This window comes from Desulfobacter hydrogenophilus (assembly GCF_004319545.1).
Taxonomy (GTDB): domain Bacteria; phylum Desulfobacterota; class Desulfobacteria; order Desulfobacterales; family Desulfobacteraceae; genus Desulfobacter; species Desulfobacter hydrogenophilus.
This window is the reverse complement of record NZ_CP036313.1, coordinates 3,736,162-3,754,470: the sequence shown is the minus strand read 5'-3', so window position 1 is coordinate 3,754,470 and position 18,309 is coordinate 3,736,162. Positions and strand designations below refer to the sequence as shown.

The 18,309-nt window shown below is 46.2% G+C and carries 19 protein-coding genes; 10 read left to right on the top strand and 9 right to left on the bottom strand.

What is annotated here, in order from left to right; genetic code table 11:
- Window positions 1-93: 93 nt before the first annotated feature.
- Genes EYB58_RS16750 through EYB58_RS16735 form a run of 4 tightly spaced genes read left to right on the top strand, consistent with a single transcriptional unit; the run spans window position 94 to window position 3,567 of the window.
- Window positions 94-1,035 carry a metal ABC transporter solute-binding protein, Zn/Mn family gene (locus EYB58_RS16750; RefSeq protein WP_111955870.1) on the top strand — a complete coding sequence of 314 codons (942 nt, stop codon included), beginning with the start codon at window positions 94-96 and terminating at the stop codon, window positions 1,033-1,035.
- A 9-nt stretch (window positions 1,036-1,044) separates the two neighbouring features.
- Window positions 1,045-1,554: a hypothetical protein gene (locus EYB58_RS16745; RefSeq protein WP_111955872.1), complete on the top strand. Its 510-nt coding sequence runs from the start codon at window positions 1,045-1,047 to the stop codon at window positions 1,552-1,554.
- Window positions 1,544-2,305 carry a metal ABC transporter ATP-binding protein gene (locus tag EYB58_RS16740; RefSeq protein WP_111955874.1) on the top strand — a complete coding sequence of 254 codons (762 nt, stop codon included), beginning with the start codon at window positions 1,544-1,546 and terminating at the stop codon, window positions 2,303-2,305. Before EYB58_RS16745 ends, EYB58_RS16740 begins: the two co-directional genes overlap by 11 nt.
- Window positions 2,305-3,567 (top strand): metal ABC transporter permease, encoded by a 1,263-nt coding sequence (locus tag EYB58_RS16735; protein WP_111955876.1) that lies wholly within the window; start codon window positions 2,305-2,307, stop codon window positions 3,565-3,567. The genes EYB58_RS16740 and EYB58_RS16735 overlap by 1 nt, the downstream gene beginning before the upstream one ends.
- A gap of 227 nt (window positions 3,568-3,794) precedes the next feature.
- On the opposite strand, the gene EYB58_RS16730 is transcribed toward EYB58_RS16735, so the two are convergent.
- From EYB58_RS16730 to EYB58_RS16715, 4 genes are all read right to left on the bottom strand, one after another.
- Entirely contained in the window at window positions 3,795-4,223 is a 429-nt protein-coding gene (locus tag EYB58_RS16730) for a hypothetical protein (RefSeq protein ID WP_242637406.1), read from the bottom strand.
- Window position 4,224: 1 nt separating this feature from the next.
- A complete protein-coding gene (locus tag EYB58_RS16725; RefSeq protein ID WP_111955880.1) occupies window positions 4,225-5,046 on the bottom strand; it encodes a response regulator in 822 nt (273 codons plus the stop codon).
- Between the two features lie 101 nt (window positions 5,047-5,147).
- Window positions 5,148-5,510 (bottom strand): hypothetical protein, encoded by a 363-nt coding sequence (locus EYB58_RS16720; protein ID WP_111955882.1) that lies wholly within the window; start codon window positions 5,508-5,510, stop codon window positions 5,148-5,150.
- Window positions 5,511-5,532: 22 nt separating this feature from the next.
- Window positions 5,533-6,426 (bottom strand): pyruvate, water dikinase regulatory protein, encoded by an 894-nt coding sequence (locus EYB58_RS16715; RefSeq protein ID WP_111955884.1) that lies wholly within the window; start codon window positions 6,424-6,426, stop codon window positions 5,533-5,535.
- 81 nt (window positions 6,427-6,507) lie between these two features.
- On the opposite strand from EYB58_RS16715, the gene EYB58_RS16710 reads away from it, so the two are divergent.
- On the top strand, window positions 6,508-6,939 hold the full coding sequence (locus EYB58_RS16710) for a hypothetical protein (RefSeq protein WP_111955886.1): 432 nt from the start codon (window positions 6,508-6,510) through the stop codon (window positions 6,937-6,939).
- A gap of 17 nt (window positions 6,940-6,956) precedes the next feature.
- On the opposite strand, the gene EYB58_RS16705 is transcribed toward EYB58_RS16710, so the two are convergent.
- A complete protein-coding gene (locus EYB58_RS16705; RefSeq protein WP_111955888.1) occupies window positions 6,957-7,322 on the bottom strand; it encodes a peptide chain release factor family protein in 366 nt (121 codons plus the stop codon).
- Between the two features lie 94 nt (window positions 7,323-7,416).
- A complete protein-coding gene (locus tag EYB58_RS16700) occupies window positions 7,417-9,120 on the bottom strand; it encodes an ATP-binding protein (RefSeq protein ID WP_111955890.1) in 1,704 nt (567 codons plus the stop codon).
- Window positions 9,121-9,272: 152 nt separating this feature from the next.
- Between EYB58_RS16700 and EYB58_RS16695 the strand changes: the two genes are divergently transcribed.
- The 3 genes from EYB58_RS16695 to mtaB are packed head-to-tail and all read left to right on the top strand — an operon-like array spanning window position 9,273 to window position 12,159.
- A complete protein-coding gene (locus EYB58_RS16695) occupies window positions 9,273-9,761 on the top strand; it encodes an NIL domain-containing protein (RefSeq protein ID WP_306464107.1) in 489 nt (162 codons plus the stop codon).
- Window positions 9,761-10,816 (top strand): tRNA 2-thiouridine(34) synthase MnmA, encoded by a 1,056-nt coding sequence (gene mnmA, locus EYB58_RS16690; RefSeq protein ID WP_111955894.1) that lies wholly within the window; start codon window positions 9,761-9,763, stop codon window positions 10,814-10,816. The genes EYB58_RS16695 and mnmA overlap by 1 nt, the downstream gene beginning before the upstream one ends.
- Window positions 10,813-12,159 carry a tRNA (N(6)-L-threonylcarbamoyladenosine(37)-C(2))-methylthiotransferase MtaB gene (gene mtaB / locus EYB58_RS16685; RefSeq protein WP_111955896.1) on the top strand — a complete coding sequence of 449 codons (1,347 nt, stop codon included), beginning with the start codon at window positions 10,813-10,815 and terminating at the stop codon, window positions 12,157-12,159. The genes mnmA and mtaB overlap by 4 nt, the downstream gene beginning before the upstream one ends.
- Before the next feature lie 151 nt (window positions 12,160-12,310).
- On the opposite strand, the gene EYB58_RS16680 is transcribed toward mtaB, so the two are convergent.
- Both EYB58_RS16680 and djlA read right to left on the bottom strand, forming a co-directional pair.
- On the bottom strand, window positions 12,311-12,613 hold the full coding sequence (locus EYB58_RS16680; protein ID WP_111955898.1) for a Dabb family protein: 303 nt from the start codon (window positions 12,611-12,613) through the stop codon (window positions 12,311-12,313).
- Window positions 12,614-12,930: 317 nt separating this feature from the next.
- A complete protein-coding gene (gene djlA / locus EYB58_RS16675) occupies window positions 12,931-13,698 on the bottom strand; it encodes a co-chaperone DjlA (RefSeq protein WP_111955900.1) in 768 nt (255 codons plus the stop codon).
- A 160-nt stretch (window positions 13,699-13,858) separates the two neighbouring features.
- On the opposite strand from djlA, the gene EYB58_RS16670 reads away from it, so the two are divergent.
- Complete coding sequence (locus tag EYB58_RS16670; protein WP_111955902.1) at window positions 13,859-14,122, top strand: hypothetical protein; 264 nt, start codon at window positions 13,859-13,861, stop codon at window positions 14,120-14,122.
- Window positions 14,123-14,210: 88 nt separating this feature from the next.
- Complete coding sequence (locus EYB58_RS16665; protein ID WP_207309074.1) at window positions 14,211-14,606, top strand: BON domain-containing protein; 396 nt, start codon at window positions 14,211-14,213, stop codon at window positions 14,604-14,606.
- 159 nt (window positions 14,607-14,765) lie between these two features.
- Here the strand turns inward: EYB58_RS16665 and dnaE are convergent, their stop codons facing one another.
- Window positions 14,766-18,308, bottom strand: a complete 3,543-nt coding sequence (dnaE, locus tag EYB58_RS16660; RefSeq protein ID WP_111955906.1) for a DNA polymerase III subunit alpha — start codon at window positions 18,306-18,308, stop codon at window positions 14,766-14,768.
- Window position 18,309: the final 1 nt, after the last annotated feature.

Genomic DNA, 18,309 nt, shown 5'->3' with positions numbered 1-18,309 from the left:
CAACAAAGGTTGAAAGATCTTGGTAACTTACCCAGACTTTCATATAAAAAATGAGATACAAATCTTAAAACGTCAGTTTAGAAGGAGAGCATCATGAAATTTTTATTTAAAAAATTGCCATTATTTCGTTCCTTCCTGATTTTCAGCTCAATCCTACTTTTTTCAGGATTGGCAGGAGCTGCTCAGTTAAAAAAGCCTGTGATCGTTTCATCGACCACGCAGATTGCCGATTTTGCCCGGCAGGTAGTAGGAGACCAAGCCGTAGTCAAGAGCATTCTGGCTCCGGGGGCTGATCCGCATACCTACAATGTCACCCCCGATGACGTTCAGATCGTGCTCGGCGCCGATCTTTGCATCGAAAACGGACTTCATCTGGAGGGTAAAAACTGGATGGCTACCCTTGCACAGGATGCCCAAAAACCCTTGATTACCGCCACCGACGGCATCCAAGTCCTTACCATCAGCGAAGGCGGCCAGTCTCTTCCCGATCCGCATTCCTGGTTCTCCTTGAAAAATGCCGTTGTATACGTCAACAATATCACCCGGGCCATCATTGCCCTGGATCCGGAACACGGGGCATATTACCAGGCCCGGGCCAAACTTTTTCTTCAGCAGTTACGGGTTCTGGACGCCTGGATCCGGGAGCAGCTTAACATGATTCCTCCCCAGCGGCGGATTCTGGTGACCACCCACGATGCATTTAACTATTTTTGCCGGGAATACAGGTTAAATGAAAATAATGATTTTCTTTCCATTGCTCCTGTGGGATGGTCAACCGGCGCGGAAGTCGGTGCCGGCATTACCCCGGAGCGCCGACGCAAAGTGATCGATTCCATCAGGGATTCCGGTGCCCCTGCCATCTTTGTTGAAACCACCATCAACCCCAAGCAGATCCGGGAGATCGCCAAGGAAACAGGCGTAAAAATCGGAGGCGAACTCTACTCCGACTCCATGGGACCGGAAGACTCTGCAGGGGAAACCTATATCGGCATGATGCGGGAGAACACCCTGCTCATCGTCAATGCTTTAAAATAGGCGGTTACTATGCGATTTTTACTCATTATCTTTGTCTGGATTTTTTTTGTTGGCGGGTTGTGGGCATACACGACAAATCGGGATGCCGCCCTGCCTGCGGGCCCTGCCCAGGTGGCGGACCGGGAAGTGCTCACCGGAGCGTATATCCTGGAGATTACCCCCGGTTTTTCCATTGACAAGGATCCCTTTGCCCTGGCCCTGGACGATGCCCCTCAAACCCCTGGCCTTGAGGTCCGCCTCAACGGTCAGAAGTTGACAGTGGACGCAGGGGAAATATTCCGGGGAAAAGTCATTCGGATCACAGAAGGCCTTGCCCCGACCATAGGATTCAACGAGTTTTACGTCCAGGCCAGCCCCCCTATGTCCGAATTCCATTTAGACCACTGCCTCAGAGTCCGCCTGCTGGACAGAGAAGCACCAATAGTTGACCATACGATATGGGGCAGCCGGGGCGCCGTGGTGGCCGGAACGGTGGACTTCACTCTGGCTGCTCCCAAGGAGGAGAATCATGATTATTGATACCCCTTTTGCCATTGAAGTATCGAACCTTACCGTCAGCTACAACGCCAGACCGGCCTTGCTGGATGTCAGCGTCAGGATTGAAAAAGATCAGTTGGTTGGGGTCATTGGCCCCAACGGCGCAGGAAAATCAACCTTTATCAAGGCCATCCTGGGTTTTGTTAAACCGGATCTGGGTACGGTAAAAATCAAGGGTATCCATGCAAAAAACGCCAAGGGTCAAGTCGCCTATGTCCCCCAGCGCGGAGCCGTGGACTGGGATTTTCCCATCACTGTCCAAGAAGTGGTCCTCATGGGACGATACCAGCAAATCGCCTGGTACAACTCTCCTTGTAAGAAAGACCGGAGTGCTGCCATGGAGGCCCTGGACATGGTGCGCATGACCAACTTTGCCCACCGGCAGATCGGCGAGCTTTCCGGTGGCCAGCAGCAACGGGTTTTCATGGCCCGGGCCCTGGCCCAGGGCAGCGACATCCTCCTGCTGGATGAACCCTTTGCCGGGGTGGATGCAGCTACAGAGCGAGCCATTCTGGACGTACTGGAGCGGGCCAAAAAATCTGGCAAGACGCTGGTGGTGGTCCACCACGACCTGTCCACGGCCGCAGAATACTTTGATAAGCTGCTACTCATCAAACAGCGCCTCTACGCATACGGAGAACCGGATATTGTTCTCCAGGAGGACCTGCTCAGCCAGGTCTATGAAGGCCGACTGAAAATTTTCAAGGATGTGATCAAAAAGGAGAGAAGTTGATGTTTGATCTTTTTGTTGCCCCGCTGGCGGAAACTTATTTTCAAAAAGCCCTGATTGGCGGCTCCATCGTAGCCATGGTGGCCGGGGTAGTCGGTTGCCTTGTGGTACTTCGACGCATGGCCTTTCTAGGCGACGCCCTCTCCCATGCCATGATCGCCGGGGTGGCCGGCGGCTATCTGGTCATGAAACTTTTTTTCGGCCTGGAAGCCCATGCCCCGGGCATGCTTTTAGGGTCCCTCATCGCCGCCGTGACTACAGTGGCCCTGATTTCCTTTGTCTCAAGAATTTCCCGGGTAAAAGAGGATACGGCCATCGGTATCATGTACACAGGAATCTTTGCTCTGGGCGTGGTTGCCGTCTCTATTTTTAGACACTACATCCATATTGATCTGATGCATTTCATCATGGGCGACATTTTGGGAGTCGCAGATACGGATCTTTGGGTCTCTGCCTTTGTAGCCGCCGGAGTCCTGAGCGTCATCATCCTTTTTTTCCGACATTTTCAACTGTCCACCTTTGATCCAATCATGGCCGCCTCCATCGGTCTGCCCGTGGTGCTTTTGGATTACCTGTTTACCACCTGCGTCTCTCTGGTGGTGGTCTCTGCGGTGAGTATGGTGGGGGTGATTCTGGTGGTGGGGCTTCTTATCACCCCGGCGGCAACCGCCTATCTTCTCTGCGACCGCCTGGACAAAATGATGATGCTCGCAGCTCTATTCGGGGTCACCTCGGTCATCGGAGGACTATATCTCTGCGTTTGGCTGGACTCGGCCGGAGGCGGCGCCATCATGCTTTTTTGCACCCTACAGTTCCTGGTGGTCTTGATGGTTGCACCCAAATACGGTCTGCTTGCCAGATGGATGCGACTGAGAAACCTGGTGCCCCAGCAGGTGGTGGAAGATGTTTTGACCACGGTGCTGCGAAATGGGAAACCCGCCCCTCCTGAGCTCATTCGCAAATATGCCGGGGAGGGGAAAGGCCTACAGAAAGCCCTTCGAAGAATGGTACAGGACGGTTTGCTCCGACATGATGACCAGGCCTATTCCCTGACGGACAAGGGAGAAAAAGAGGCCAGCATCGTACTGCGGGCCCACCGCCTCTGGGAGACTTATCTGAAAAACATTGGCACCCCGGAACAAGAGGTCCATGCCACTGCCCATCAGCTGGAGCATCTGGACCAAGCCCAGACACTGGCCTACCTGAATAAAAAATTAGGCAACCCCAAAATAGATCCTCACGGTAAAACCATTCCTACAAAATGACCCAAGGGATTGTGAAAAATGAAATGGGACAACTGTTATTATTTATGTTAGGCCCGCAGATTAAATAACTTGAACGAAAGAACTTGCCTTTTGGCCCATCTACTTCGTTGCATTAAAGTCCCAATAGGCCTGCTATTCAACCTTTAATGCGCCTTGTAGATGAACCAAAGTTCGGCGTTATTTCTGCCCAACTTATTTAATCTGCGGGCCTAATTTAATATTTTAAATTAATCCGGACTGATCCAGTACTGGGCCCACGGGCATCGTTCCTTGTATGGATAACGGAGCAGTTCCGTTGCAAGAATGCGAAAATCCTTGTGTCTAATGGTGAAATAGGAAACCACCGTTTTCCCTTTTAATTCCCTCAACCCCATGGCAACATACAAGGTCCGGTACTGACCTTGAACATCGCATTTTACAGTCCCGGTAAGAATGGTAATATCGAGTTCTTGGGTAACATTAAAAAGGTTGACCATGGCCACGGCAAAATTTTTTCCCTTAAAATAGTTTTCAGCATCTGTCCGGGTGAGCTCGCATTGAATAAAATTTCCAAATCCGGCCTTTAGTTCATAAAATCCCTGTTCTGATCGGCCGGTGGCGGCAACCATTAGAAAAAGTATAAATATGACACCGCAAATTTTTGTTTTCTTATCCATTTTATCCATTTACAGGTTGTGCCGCAGTTTCTTTCTCAGATTTAATCAAATTTTTTATGTTCTGTTGAAGACGGTCCAATACCACGGGTGTAACCGTAACCGTTCCTGCGCCTGAAAATTTCGACAGATATTGCCGCTTGAGTTTTTCGTTATTATAGCCGGTTTCCACAAGTATCGGTATTTTATGATCAATATTGAGCAGTTTATCAACAAAGGCCTCGGAGCCCATACCAGGCATATCATAATTCACAATGATCATTTTAAATTTTTCAGGCTGATTTCTGAATACGCCCAAAGCCACTTCAGGATCGCCTGAGATCATGCCGATATAGCCCATACGCTTGACCACAGTATCGATGAGTTCACTGCGTTTGTCGTTTTGATCCAGCACGAGAATATGTCCCGGGCCGGCTATTATCCAGGCCTGTGTATCCGACAGATCCTTGGTGTCAAAAATGCGGCTACCTTCCATTGACCAGGTTGTAGGATTAAAGGGATGGACATTTCTAACATCGGTTTCATAGATTTTTGAAGCAATAAACAAATCGTTTTCATTATCAGGAACCTTGACAATGAAACCTTTATCCTGGGCAACGTATTGGCGCAGCCACGTACGGTATTCAGGATGTCCCCCGGTGAGCACAAGCATCTTTAAGCCCGCATGGGAACGCACCTGAAAAGAATGGTAAATCATGGGAGTCTTGGCATAGTCTTCCTGGTTTTCCATGTAGTTTTCCTCTACAAATTCCACCATGAAATCCCTGGCCTGGCAGGGCACTACCGTTACAATCAAGATAAACATCAGGATGAAATAACGTGTCATAGCTGTCGTTCCTAAAGTTTTTGGGGGTTAGATAATAACACTATCGACATGAACCCCGGAATTCTTGATTACACCCGGGCATGAATATTTCAAACTTGATTTTATGGCAGCATTTTGGACAGAACAAACAGCAGACTGTAAAGAAAGGTTAATAACAGCACAAGACGCCGATGATCTGTGCTGCGCCGGCCCCGGTAATGGGAAAGAAAAAGGCCTGCAGCATTGATCAGGGTCCCTGCACCCAGCACATTAACAAGGAACCGGACATAGTTCTGATCCCAGTAATGCCTTACTTGAAGCTGGTAAAAACGGTCAAAAAAGGTTTCAAATTCTGGTTTGGCCCTGTGAAAAATCAAAATAGCAGCAATTAATCCTGCACAGGCAGCGATATTCATCCAAATAAAAACAAGCCTGAAAAGGTCAGTGGATTTTCGTCTGTCTGATTGTTTTTTCTTTTCCGGCATACCGTTAAAAAATAAACCTTATTCACAAATTCAAATCGCTTTGCGGGCTGCCCGGATTTTGCATAAAGACCCTCATATGGGCCTTGGCCTTGAATCTGCGCGTAATCATTTCAATAATCTCCTCGGCACTGGTCTCTATGGGTTTATTGCTCACATTGATCATAGAATAGCCTTTGGTAATAAAATATTTCTGGGCGGTTTCAATCTCCTTTTCAATTTCATCCTTTCCGGAATAGGCGTAGATATCCTTTGCCCCCAGGCTCTCCTGGCGCATTCTCCTGTGTGCCTGCAGCTGTATGGGGTTGATGTTTAGTCCAAACACCCGGCGCCGGTCCACAAGATCCAGGCTCAGGGGCATGGGAACGCCGGGAACAAAGGGAATATTGGCTACTTTCCAACCCAGAACGCTCATATACATTGACAAAGGCGTTTTTCCGGCACGGGACAGTCCTATCAACACAATTTCGGCTTCGGTTATACTTTCTGGATTCAAGCCGTCATCATGGGCCAGGGCAAAATCAATGGCAGACACCTGTTCTAAGTTTACCAGGTGAATCTCCCTGTAGAGTCCCGGGGTTTCCAGGGGTTTGCGGTCAAGAAATGTTTCGATCCTTGAAATAATGGGGCCCATCAGATCAATGGTAACAATATGATTATCCATGCCCTGGCGCGTAAGGTACTTGCGAAGGTTTGAATCAACAATGGTATGAACAATAATACTTTCAATATCCTTGACCTTATCGATGAGATCATCGACCTGGCTTTCCGTACGTATCCTGGGGACTTTTACAACAGTGATATCGGAATCAGGAAACTGTACAAGAGTGGATTCCACGAGATGGAAGGCGTTGACCCCCTCACCGCAGGAGACAATGTATATCATTTGAAATTTTCCGGATCCCAGCATGTCTTTCATAAAATAAGGCCTTTATCCTGTCAAAATTTTAAGTTATAAAACACCCATACATAAACCTGAAACAAGAGTCAATTAAATATTATGGGACACCAGCACAAGTGCCAGGATGCAAAAAAACACCCCGGGGCGCAATTGAATCAAGCGCTTTCCCAACCCATTGTGCAGGCAAGCAGCAACGACATACTTACATGTGCAAGTGCCCATCGCCTTGCAAAGGCCCACGATTGCTTGCCAAAGCAAATCGGAATACAGGCGGATTTACTTGAACTGCGCATCGCACAATGCCAACTTGGTCTTTTTGGATACGCCCCAGGTAAAAAAAAAATCAATCCAGATGCCGGAATTACACCGGAATTAAAAAACAGGATATTTGATGCTCAGTCTGACGGCAAAATTGACTGCAAAACATGTTGGAAAATTGCAACGGAATTTAAAATTTCCAGAATAAATATGGGGTCTGTCTGTGAACGGCTTGAAATCCGAATCAAGCCTTGTCAGTTAGGTGTATTCTAAAATCATTTCAGGTTTAATCAGTTCGCCTTGCGATCCGACACTTTATTAAGCGCCTTTTTTCTTCGCCGTTGCTTCTGTTTTTTCACCCGGGCTAATTTTCGGGCTGTGGCATCGGGCATCCCGGATTTTAGCTGTTCAATTTTTTCCACCAGGTATCTCAAAGCCATAAACCGGTTCAAGTGCTGGGATCTGTATTTCCCAAATTTTACGCTTATTTGGGTGGGCAGATGGGTCAAAAATACGGCCGAAGACGATTTATTAACCTTTTGACCGCCACGGCCCGAGGCTTTTATAAATTTCTCCAGAATATCTTTTTTATGAATACCCAAATAATCCATTTTCTTTTCAAGGGCTCTTATTTTTTCTATATCAGGACCGGGCATCGGGATTCCATCCATCAGCTATTTTTTTAGATAATAATGTGTTGGGTTTGAACGTCCACAAATAGGGCAAAAAATTTTATTGTTTCCATAACACTTAAGTAATAGACGTCTTTGGCTTAAAAAATTTCCCAATTTTATCAGAAAAATCTTTTATGGAAAGCGGCTTGGATAATACAGCCCTGATACCTATTTGGGACATCATGTCTAACGTAATATCGTCGCAAAATCCTGTACAAAGAAAGATGGGGACATCCGGGCGGATTTCTCTTATATTTTTTGCCAGACAATCACCATTCATATGCGGCATATACAAATCCGTAATCACAAGATCATACGTTAAGGGTTCTTTTTTGAAACGCTCAAGGGCAATCAGAGGATCCGTCATGGTAGTGATTCCACACCCTAACTGGTCCAGCATGGATTTTGCTACGTTGAGAATGATATTTTCATCATCCACAAAAAGAACATTGATGTGATACTTAATGCATATTTTCTCATTTAGGGCAGATGTTTGAAGCCGTAATTCAACATTTTTCTCCAAAAATGTTGGAAAATATAACCTGAACTCACTTCCCTTGCCCAGCTGGCTGTGTACCTTTATGCTGCCGGCCATATCTTTGACAATACCATACACAACAGACAGTCCCATGCCGGTGCCACCTTCATTGCCTTTGGTGGTATAAAACGGTTCAAAGATATGGTTCCTCACCTCCTTTGATATCCCCCCCCCTGTATCTGAAATACTTAGACAAATATAATTTCCAGGCTTGATCCCGCCGCTGGAATCGGATTGGGAGACGGTTACAGGCTTCAATAAAACCTTTATGACACCGCCTGTTTCGCCCATGGCATGCATGCCATTACTAATCAAATTCATTATAATCTGATGCAGTTGGGTGGAATTTGCAATGACAGGAGGACAGCTTGGGTCTACATTTTTTTTTATTAAAATATTGCGTGGAATACCGGATTTCATCAGCATTAGTACGGTGTCTATACTATCTTGTATTTGTAACGGCCGTCTTTGAATTTTCTTTTGACGGGAAAAAGTTAAAATCTGCTGGACAAGTTCTTTTGCCTGAAGGCCACTTTCATAAACCTGTGTCAGACTTTCTTTTGTCTGATTGTCATAAGCAGAACCGTTAAAAAGCAAAATTTCTGCATTCCCTATGATGGGAAGCAGCATATTATTAAGATCGTGGGCTATACCACCGGCCAAGGTGCCAAGGGATTCGAGTTTCTGGGCCTGGACTATTCTTTCATTGATCGCTTGCTTATTGGAAACATTCTGCTGCACACCGACATAGTTGGTAATGGTGCCATGTTTATCCCTGACCGAAAAGATGGTAATGTCCATTATACAAAAAGAGCTGCCTTTTTTTTTAAACTCGGCATGACCGCGCCACACCCGCCCGGAACTGATGATGGCCCGCAGGTTAATATTAAATTGACTGTCATGTTTGCTGCTTCTAAACATGTTGATATCCTTGCCAATACATTCCTCCTTAGAAAACCCGGTCAGATGCTCAAATGCAGGATTAAGATACTGAATAATCCCTTCGGAATTTGTAATGTAAACCATTTCAGAAAATTGCTCGACTGCAGCGAATAGCAACGCTCTCTCTTTTTCAATTTTTTGATTGATTGCATCCGCAAGGTCAGCAGAGGTAGAGCCAAAACTTGTGTCAATAGCCCGGGATTTTTTATGTGCGACGATGCCTTGTTTCAGGGTGGCATTTTCATGTTCAAGCTCTTTAATCCGTTGTATTAAGGTGTTATATGACGCATTTTGGGACATAATTCTCCTGGAAAAAGAACCTGCGTTTGTTAAGAATCTAATTAAATTATATAATTTTTATATATTCCTATCTGAAAATATAACTGTTTGACAAGAAATTTTTCACAGAACTACGAATTTAAGCGATTTAGGTTTCATATAAACCGCAATGAATGGTATATGATACTGGATTTGGTTTCGACCTAACAAAAGCAACGGAGGTTAAGGAGTTGTATTCAAAGATTGTAATTTTAGATTTTCCGCCCCGATCAGCCCAAAAGCCCATTGTCTGTCAGCTGGTTAAAAAATATGACCTGATGTTTAATATCTTAAAAGCACGAATATCTTCAAAAAGAGAAGGTCATATGGTACTTGAAATCTCTTGTGCCGGGAAAGCTGCATTTAACAAGGGGATCACGTACTTAAAGGAACAGGGGGTCCGTGTATCAACACCTGAACATAAAATTTATAAGGATGAAGAAAAATGCACCCATTGCGGCGCATGTACCGCAGTCTGCCCCACAAGCGCCCTGTACATCAAACGTCCTGAAATGGAAGTAATATTTGACCTAAAAAAGTGCAGTCTGTGTGAGCGCTGTCTTCTGACCTGCCCCGTCCGGGCCATGGGTCTGTTCAGTGATGATTTAAAAGAAACTGCCTGATGTCTGATTCACCGGTTGTTGCCGTGGGCCTGAGCGGCGGAATAGACTCCCTGGTGGCAGGGTTTCTTATTAAACAGCGTTTTAAAAAGGTTTTCGGCGTTCATTTCACCACCGGCTATGAAAAAAGTCTGACGGATGTATCTGCTCTGGCGTCCGTTTTTGGGTTTCCCGTGCACACCATTGATTTGTCTCGGGAATTTGAGACCAGGGTCGTTGATTATTTTGTCTCAACCTACATGGCCGGAAAAACACCGAATCCATGCATTGTCTGCAATATGCAGATAAAATTTAATGCGTTGTTTGACCATGCACAAAAGCTTGGGGCGGATCTGATGGCAACAGGCCATTATGCAACGGTTATCAACAGGTATACCCCCGGCGGAGAAAAGATTAGACAGGCATGGCTTGAAAGGGGGGCTGACTTTAATAAAGACCAGTCCTATTTTCTATCCATGCTTTCCCCTGACACTTTAGGCAGATTGGTATTTCCCCTGGCCGATTTTACTAAAAGCCAGGTCCGAAAATTTGCCGGACAACACGACCTTGTACCGGTTGTGCCGAATGAAAGCCAGGATATCTGTTTTTTGCCGGATAAAAATCATGGGGCGTTCATTATTGCAAAAACAAAGGTCTCCCCAAAGCCCGGGCCTGTGGTTGACAACCAGGGCAGGATCGTTGGATCCCATCAGGGACTTCACAAATTTACGGTTGGTCAGCGCAGGGGCATCAATATTCCGGGTCCTGCACCCTACTATGTAAAAAAAATTGATATGAACACCAATACACTTCATGTGTGTGTTAAATCAGATCTTGCCCAAAAACGGATGACGGTTGAGCAGATGGTCTGGAATTATCCTGAAAAAGAAAACATCAGGGAACTGACTGTTCAGATTCGTTACGGCCACACGGCAGCCCCTGCCGCCCTTGACTGGGATGACACACGTGGCATTGTAACATTCGAAATACCCCAAAATGCGGTGACGCCCGGACAAGCCGCGGTATTCTATCACGGGAACCGCGTATTAGGTGCAGGTTTGATTTCAGGAAACCAATGAACAAAACGACATTTTATATCGAAAGCCTTGGCTGTAAAGTCAATCAATATGAATCAGACGGCATTGCAGCCCAGCTTGAAGCCCATGGCTTTTCAAGGGCGGGTAAGGGCAGCCCCGCTGATATTTGTATTGTCAACACCTGTGCGGTGACCTCCAGGGCCGGCATGCAGTCCCGCCAGGAAACCAGAAAACTGATCCGTGAACATCCAAATGCAACTGTGATTGTCACCGGATGCCATGCACAGACAGATCCGGAACAGTTTAAAAAAATTTCAGGGGTGGATCTCATTGTCTGCCACCAGGACAAACCCCTGATCCCCGCATATCTCACCCGGGAATCACCTGACAAAAATTTATTTAAATTTAGAAAGCCTGAATACGGCAAATCGGCATGCTTTGTGGGATTTGGTGAATCTGACCGGCCCGTATCCGGCAAAATGACCAGGGCCTATTTAAAAATCCAGGATGGGTGCAATCAGTTCTGCACCTATTGCATTATCCCCTATGCCAGGGGGGCATCCGTATCCATGCCTTTTGACCAAGTCGTAGCCCATGTTGCAAGCTTAAACAGGCAGGGGTTCAAAGAGGTTATTCTTACAGGCATTCACACTGGGTTATATGGCCTTGATTTAAAGCCGGAAACATCTTTGACGCAACTGGTACAAACCCTTGATGAAAACAAACCAGTGGATCAAATCAGAATTTCCTCGATTGAGCCCAATGAAATAACCGATGCTCTCATTAATATGGCGCGTCCAGGCCATATTTTGTGCGATCATTTTCATATCCCTCTCCAGGCGGGAGACAATGACGTGCTGTCCCGTATGAAACGCCCCTATTCAGTTGAACAGTTTTCAGATGTCATCCACAGCATCCATGATACCCTTCCCCATGCCGGTATTGGCCTTGATGTGATCATGGGTTTTCCTGGAGAAACCGAAAAGGCCTTTGAAAATACATACAAACTTGTGGCGGCGCTACCCATATCCTACCTTCATGTATTCCCCTTCTCGCCAAGACAAGGGACCCCTGCATGGCATTTCACGCCAAAGGTAGCGTCGGATACGGCCAAAAAAAGGGCTGCACTGATGCGGGGACTTGGTGAGCAAAAACGGTCTGAATTTATCAAATCAAACCAGGGCCGGGTTCTTAAAGGACTGATTCAGAATCAAAGGGACCGGCGCACAGGTCTGCTAAAGGCGGTTACCACCAATTACCTAACTATTCTTATTGAAAATAATGGGGAAACGTACGACAACCCGAACAGTCTAAAAGGAAAAATCGTTAATATTAAATATGAACAATGCAGCAGCAACTGCCTCGTCGGCAGCATTGTTCCCTGACACCTCGCAGGTACATAAAATGGGTACCCAAAACACTATTTCGTTCAAGTTATTTAATCTGCGGTCCTAAGTTGACGACCCAAGCATTAAACCCAATCACTCTACAATACATCTTCCAGCTCTCCTTGTTTCGTATTCATGGTCGGAGAGCTTAAATCTCATAGTCGACTACAGTACGGTCGTGACGAATTTTGCCGACAAAGTCCGAAACAGCAAGATGTTCAGGATGATTTATATAATGATTGAGTGCGTTTCGATCTGACAGTTCTGAATAAAGGGCAACATCTGCCGATGCCTCTGTCCTTCCGAAATCTATTCCGACTTCAAGTTTAATCAGCCCGGGAATGCGCCCGTTGAGGGCTTCCAATCTTTTCTTTATCTCTTTTGCATTCTGGTGGGCGAATCTGCCTTCAGCTGAATCCTTAAGGGTCCAAAAAACAATATGTTTTACCATTGTAACATCCTTAAATGTTGAGGGTGAATCGGTGTACAGTGACCGGTCCAGAACCTTGTCCAGTCGCCTCTGGCGCCTGAACAAGTTAATGTGTGGTTTCTGTTTATCTTGCATACTCACTTATCTAACGGGATAACAGCAAGTCTGGATAAATTTTTATAATATCAATTATAAAATCTTTACCACCATTCGAAACGAATCGCAAAGGCTTTCAGTCAATTTTTTACATACAAAAATTGACTGAGCAATCATATGATTAAACCACACCGGAAGGTCATTAATAAGGGGGTTTACTTGTTCTTCCAGTAGCGACCGGATCAAAATCCCCGGCGCTTCCTGATGTTCTCGTAAGCGTCCTGAATTTCGGTGAATTTATCCGTTGCAAACTTAATAAATTCTTCGGGCAGTCCCTTGGCCTGAATTTTATCCGGGTGATACTCCTGGACCAGGGTCCGGTATTTCTTTTTTATCTCCTCATTGCTCGCATTTTCATCACATTTAAGCACAGCATAATAGGGGTCTGATTTTTTCACATACCTGGAATGAAGCCGGTTGTAATCCGACTGGGAAAATCTAAAAATCCGTGAAGCCGACAACAGCATTTGTTCCTCGATCGCAGAGACATTTCCGTCAGCCGAAGAGACCCTGAGCAAGACATCCAACATCAATTCGATGATATTGGCCTGGTATTTAAACACCGAATAAAACTGCTGGGCAAAATCCTCAAAGGTCTGGGAAGATGTCACGGCATTCCTAAAAATATTTTGAGCCGTCTGACGACTTGCTTCATCAAGTTGAAGATCATTGACCATAAAGCGTTCAACGACTTTTATTTCCTCTTCACTGATTCGGCCGTCTGCTTTGCTGATTTTCGCCAGCATGGAAAAGGCCGCAGTAAAAAAAACAAGCTGGGCCTCTTCGTTGGAAGACAGGTCAGTGCGCTTACCGCCCGGAATGGATCGTAAATAGTCATCCTCTCTTTTGTCCACAAAAGCGTGGCCGAATGCAGCCCCTGCCACAGCACCCAGAGGCCCGCCCAAGGCCAGCCCGATGGTACCACCAATCATTTTTCCAAGCCAACTCATACAAAAACCTTTGAATTTTCTTACACTGTAAAGGGCTTTGAAACTCGGGAAAATCAATGTTACAAATATTGTGCCGAATTTTTGCCCTTGCCACAAAATCAAAGATTATATATAAACATTTAAGTCCTCATCGTCAAATATTAACGGGAAAAAGCAAAGCGTGCTGATTAAAAATATCGTGGGAGCAATTATCATCCTTCTGAATATGGCTGGCCTGGGATACCTGTTTTTTATTGGGATTTCAGGATTTTTAGAAGATCACGACGCAGAGGAACAAAAGGGATTCAACAATGTTGCAAAAACCGGAAACCATACAGACCAACTTGTTGTGATTGACGAAGACATTATTCCCGATGAAGAGGATCTCCTAAAAGACATGGACCTTTCTGATCTTGACAGTCTGAATCTTGACGATTTTGAATAACGGCCATGGCTTAACCTGGTCCCAAAATACCTAAAATTCACCCCACAACAACATATGAAAGTGATTTATGGTACTTTCACCTAGCCTAATGCGAAAAAAATCAGTTTTAAAATCCCAATTTTTTAATTTTATTATTTCAGCCATGGCTTTATTGATTATGCCGGGCTGTGGGTCCAAAAATACCGGTTCACCAGTGCACTACCAAGCCAACACAGAAAACTGCACCCGGTCTCCCGTCGCTTTTGTCAGTGATGCGGTGCTCATGGGCAGAATAAAATCTAAATTCATGTCCGATGACATGGTGGATGATGATAGTATCCACGTAAAAGTCCGCCATGGGGTGGTCTATCTTGACGGCTGGGTCACCGATACCTACCAGCGCCGCATGGCCCAGGATCTGGTCAGAAGTATTGACGGGGTGGGCCGGGTGGTAAGCCGTCTTAAGCTCACCAACCAGGGCACTATATTTAGAACCGCAGATTAAATAAGTTGGGCAGAAAAAACGCCGAATTTTGGTTCATCTACAAGGCACATTAAAGGTTGAATCGGGCCTATTGAGCCTTTGATGAAACGAGGTAGATGGGCCAAAAGGCAAGCTATTTCGTTCAAATTATTTAATCTGCGGTCCTTATCAATCCGGCCATTAGGAAACCTGTTTTTTAGGCCAGCGTTTTTTCTTTTTCACCTTGTCTTTAACCGGAGCGCATCGGGTTTCGATGGTACCCGGGCCAAGAATGGTTTCAATCTCCTGAAAAAAGCCGGGGCAGGCATCAGACTTGTAATCATCCGATAACTTGACCATTACATCTGGATGTTCTGAATCGATGTGAATGTTGAACAAGGAGACACAATTGCCGGGATACCGCTCGATTACAGGTTTGAGCTGATCAAGCACATCCGTTTTATGGTGCTGGGCATCCACCTGCATGACAATGCCGGCAGCCCAAAGAATTTCAGCTTGGGTAGCGGGCACAATGGCTTCGCCTATCAGTTTGACGGTATTTTCTTTTCTCTGAACTTCAGCTTCAATAATGACAACCTGCTCCTGGGACAAGAACGTATGGGTCCTGGCATACAAATTTGGAAACACCACCAGTTCCACAGTTGAATACTGATCCTCGATGCTACAAAAAGCCATCAAGTCCCCTTTTTTTGTCTTGTGAATTTTCTGCACCTTCAGATTTCCGGCGATGCGGACCATCTTTTCATCGTTAACGTCTTGGAGACTGATTGTGTTAACACTGGTAAATTTGCGTATAATATCTGCATAATCATCCAGGGGGTGTCCTGTGATGTAAAACCCCAGAGCTTCTTTTTCCAACTCCAGCAAAACCTTGCCTTCCCATTCATCAATGTCAGGCATTCTTGGAATATTGGAGGGCAGGCAAATGCCCACACCTGAATCGGCAAACAGATCCAGCTGGGCATCTGCTTTTTCCTTCTGGATTCTGGCGCCATGATCCAGGGCATCTTCAAGCATCGCCATCATCTGGGCGCGTTTATCCCCAGTGGTATCCAAAGCCCCGCTTTTAATCAGAGCCTCAAGCACTTTTTTATTGGCTTTGCTCAAATTCACCCGTTCACAAAAATTATAAAGGCTGGTATATTCTCCTTCCTTTTCACGATCCTGAACAATAGACTCAATGGCAGCCTCTCCCACACCTTTAATGGCAGCCAGACCAAAACGAATACAATGATCATTCACATTGAAAAAGGCGTCACTCTGGTTGACATCCGGGGGCAGCACTTTGATGTTATGGCCCTTGCATTCATCCATATATTTGAGCACCGCATCGGAATTGCTGCGTTCTGATGTCATCAGGGCTGCAATGAACTCAACAGGAAAATGGGCTTTAAGAAAAGCAGTTTGATACGCAATCAGGGCATAGGCGGCTGAATGGGACTTGTTGAAGCCGTAGCCGCCGAATTTTTCCATAAGGTTAAAAAGCTCTTCAGCTTTTTTGGGATCATGACCGTTTTCCTGGGCACCTTTCATAAATAGGGTCCGGTGCTCCTCCATCATGGCGGCAATCTTTTTACCCATGGCTTTTCGAAGCCCGTCTGCCTGAGCCATGCTGTAATTGGCAATGACCCCGGCAATTTTCATGACCTGCTCCTGGTACAAAATCACCCCGTAGGTCTCTTCAAGTACGGGCTCAAGTTCCGGAAACAGATATACCACAGGTTCCCGGCCATGCTTTCGTTCCACATAGTTATCTGCCATACCCGAATCCAAAGGGCCAGGCCGGTAAAGGGCCACAAGGGCCACGATGTCTGAAAAACTGGCCGGTTTCAGCCTGGAGATCAGTTCCTTCATACCGGAACTTTCAAGCTGAAACACCCCGGTGGTATCGGCGTTTTGCAGAAGTTCAAAGGTCTTTTGATCTGAATAATCAAGGTGCAGAAGATCCGGCGGCGTATCTCCCTGTTTTTCTATCAGAGCAATACAGTTTTTAATGACGGTGAGGTTACGAAGCCCTAAAAAATCAAATTTAACCAAACCCTGTTTTTCAGTGAAGTTCATGTCAAACTGGGTAATGGTTTCACCATCTTTGCCCTTGAACAGCGGCAGGTATTCACACAAGGGTTTGTCGGAAACCACAACGCCTGCAGCATGGGTGGATGCGTGCCGGGGCAACCCTTCGAGTAGCATGGCAACTTCCAGCATCTGGGTCTTAACGTCTGTTTCCCGGCATTTATCCTGAATGCCCGGCACCTCTTCCAATGCTTTTTTTAAATTTTTGGCATTGTCAGGGATCATTTTGGCCACTTCATCGACTTCGGAGAGGGGAACGCCCAAGGCCCTTCCCACATCTCGAATAACGGCCTTGGCTTTCAGTCTTCCAAAGGTGATAATTTGGCATACATATTCCGGCCCGCCGTAACGCTTAACCGTATAATCGTAAACTTGTTCTCTGCCCTCAATGCAGAAATCCACGTCAATATCAGGCATGGAAATACGGGCCGGGTTTAAAAACCGTTCAAAAATCAACCCGTGCGCAATGGGATCAAGGGCTGTGATGCCCATGGCGTAGGCCACCATAGAGCCGGCCGCGGACCCCCTGCCCGGTCCCACCGGCACCCCGATCTTTCGCGCATGGTCGATAAAATCGGCCACAATGAGAAAATAACCGGGGAACCCCATTTCAAGAATGATGTCAATCTCGTACTTAATCCGGTCCCTGTAGACCTGCTCATCAATGTCGGGATTCTTTTCCTTGATTTTGGCAAGGCGTTCTTCAAAGCCTTTCATGGCAAGTTTTTTAAACAGTTCGTCCTCGGACAATCCATCGCCAAGGTCATACCGGGGAAAATGGTAGGTTTTCTTGCCGAAATTCACCTCGCACATATCTGCTATCAGCTTTGTATTGGCGATGGCATCGGGAAAATGGCCAAGGGAATCAGCCATCTCCTGTCCGGATTTAAAATAAAGCTGGTCCGAATCAAATTTAAAACGGTCTGCATTGTCAAAGGTATCACCGGTCTGAATGCACAAAAGAATTTCATGGGCTTTGGCATCCCCATTGGACAGGTAATGACAGTCATTGGTAGCCACCATGGGTATGGAAAGACGCTTGCTTATATCGAGCAGACCGTTATTCACACGATGCTGAATCGGCATGCCGTTTTCCTGAACTTCGAGAAAAAAATTGCCTTCACCCAGGGTATCGAGATAAAACCGTGCCAGGTCATCTGCTTTTGCCTGATCCCCAGCCAGAATGGCCTGGGGGATATCCCCTTTCAGACAGGCGGAAAGCCCCACAAGACCTTTGGCATGTTCGGCCAAAAGTTCTTTGTCTATTCTGGGCTTAAAATAAAAACCCTTGAGCTGGGCCACGGAGACCAGTTTGCAAAGGTTGGTGTACCCCTCCATGTCTTTGGCCAAAAGTACCAGATGACTTAACCCCTTTCGATCCAGCTGGGTTCGGTCATTTAAGGTCCTGGGCGCCACATAGACTTCGCAGCCCAGTATGGGTTTAATGCCGGCTTTTTGGGCTTTTTCATAGAACTCGGCCACACCGAACATGGTGCCGTGGTCTGTAATGGACACGGCATCCATGCCATATTCCGTACATCTTGTCATCAAATCGTTTAATCGAATGGCCCCGTCAAGCAGGGAGTACTCGGAGTGAAGATGCAGGTGATAAAAGGGTATATCTTTATTGTCGGTCTGATTATCCGCCATA

Bases quoted from the DNA above. Each gene is read 5' to 3' on its own strand.
- mtaB (WP_111955896.1), top strand. From the start codon at position 10,813: ATGAACAAAACGACATTTTATATCGAAAGCCTTGGCTGTAAAGTCAAT.
- EYB58_RS16710 (WP_111955886.1), top strand. From the start codon at position 6,508: ATGGGACACCAGCACAAGTGCCAGGATGCAAAAAAACACCCCGGGGCG.
- mnmA (WP_111955894.1), top strand. From the start codon at position 9,761: ATGTCTGATTCACCGGTTGTTGCCGTGGGCCTGAGCGGCGGAATAGAC.
- EYB58_RS16745 (WP_111955872.1), top strand. From the start codon at position 1,045: ATGCGATTTTTACTCATTATCTTTGTCTGGATTTTTTTTGTTGGCGGG.
- EYB58_RS16730 (WP_242637406.1), bottom strand. From the start codon at position 4,223: ATGGATAAGAAAACAAAAATTTGCGGTGTCATATTTATACTTTTTCTA.
- EYB58_RS16735 (WP_111955876.1), top strand. From the start codon at position 2,305: ATGTTTGATCTTTTTGTTGCCCCGCTGGCGGAAACTTATTTTCAAAAA.
- EYB58_RS16695 (WP_306464107.1), top strand. From the start codon at position 9,273: ATGGTATATGATACTGGATTTGGTTTCGACCTAACAAAAGCAACGGAG.
- EYB58_RS16700 (WP_111955890.1), bottom strand. From the start codon at position 9,120: ATGTCCCAAAATGCGTCATATAACACCTTAATACAACGGATTAAAGAG.
- EYB58_RS16725 (WP_111955880.1), bottom strand. From the start codon at position 5,046: ATGACACGTTATTTCATCCTGATGTTTATCTTGATTGTAACGGTAGTG.
- EYB58_RS16740 (WP_111955874.1), top strand. From the start codon at position 1,544: ATGATTATTGATACCCCTTTTGCCATTGAAGTATCGAACCTTACCGTC.
- EYB58_RS16665 (WP_207309074.1), top strand. From the start codon at position 14,211: ATGCGAAAAAAATCAGTTTTAAAATCCCAATTTTTTAATTTTATTATT.
- EYB58_RS16705 (WP_111955888.1), bottom strand. From the start codon at position 7,322: ATGCCCGGTCCTGATATAGAAAAAATAAGAGCCCTTGAAAAGAAAATG.
- EYB58_RS16680 (WP_111955898.1), bottom strand. From the start codon at position 12,613: ATGGTAAAACATATTGTTTTTTGGACCCTTAAGGATTCAGCTGAAGGC.
- dnaE (WP_111955906.1), bottom strand. From the start codon at position 18,308: ATGGCGGATAATCAGACCGACAATAAAGATATACCCTTTTATCACCTG.
- EYB58_RS16715 (WP_111955884.1), bottom strand. From the start codon at position 6,426: ATGAAAGACATGCTGGGATCCGGAAAATTTCAAATGATATACATTGTC.
- EYB58_RS16750 (WP_111955870.1), top strand. From the start codon at position 94: ATGAAATTTTTATTTAAAAAATTGCCATTATTTCGTTCCTTCCTGATT.
- EYB58_RS16720 (WP_111955882.1), bottom strand. From the start codon at position 5,510: ATGCCGGAAAAGAAAAAACAATCAGACAGACGAAAATCCACTGACCTT.
- djlA (WP_111955900.1), bottom strand. From the start codon at position 13,698: ATGAGTTGGCTTGGAAAAATGATTGGTGGTACCATCGGGCTGGCCTTG.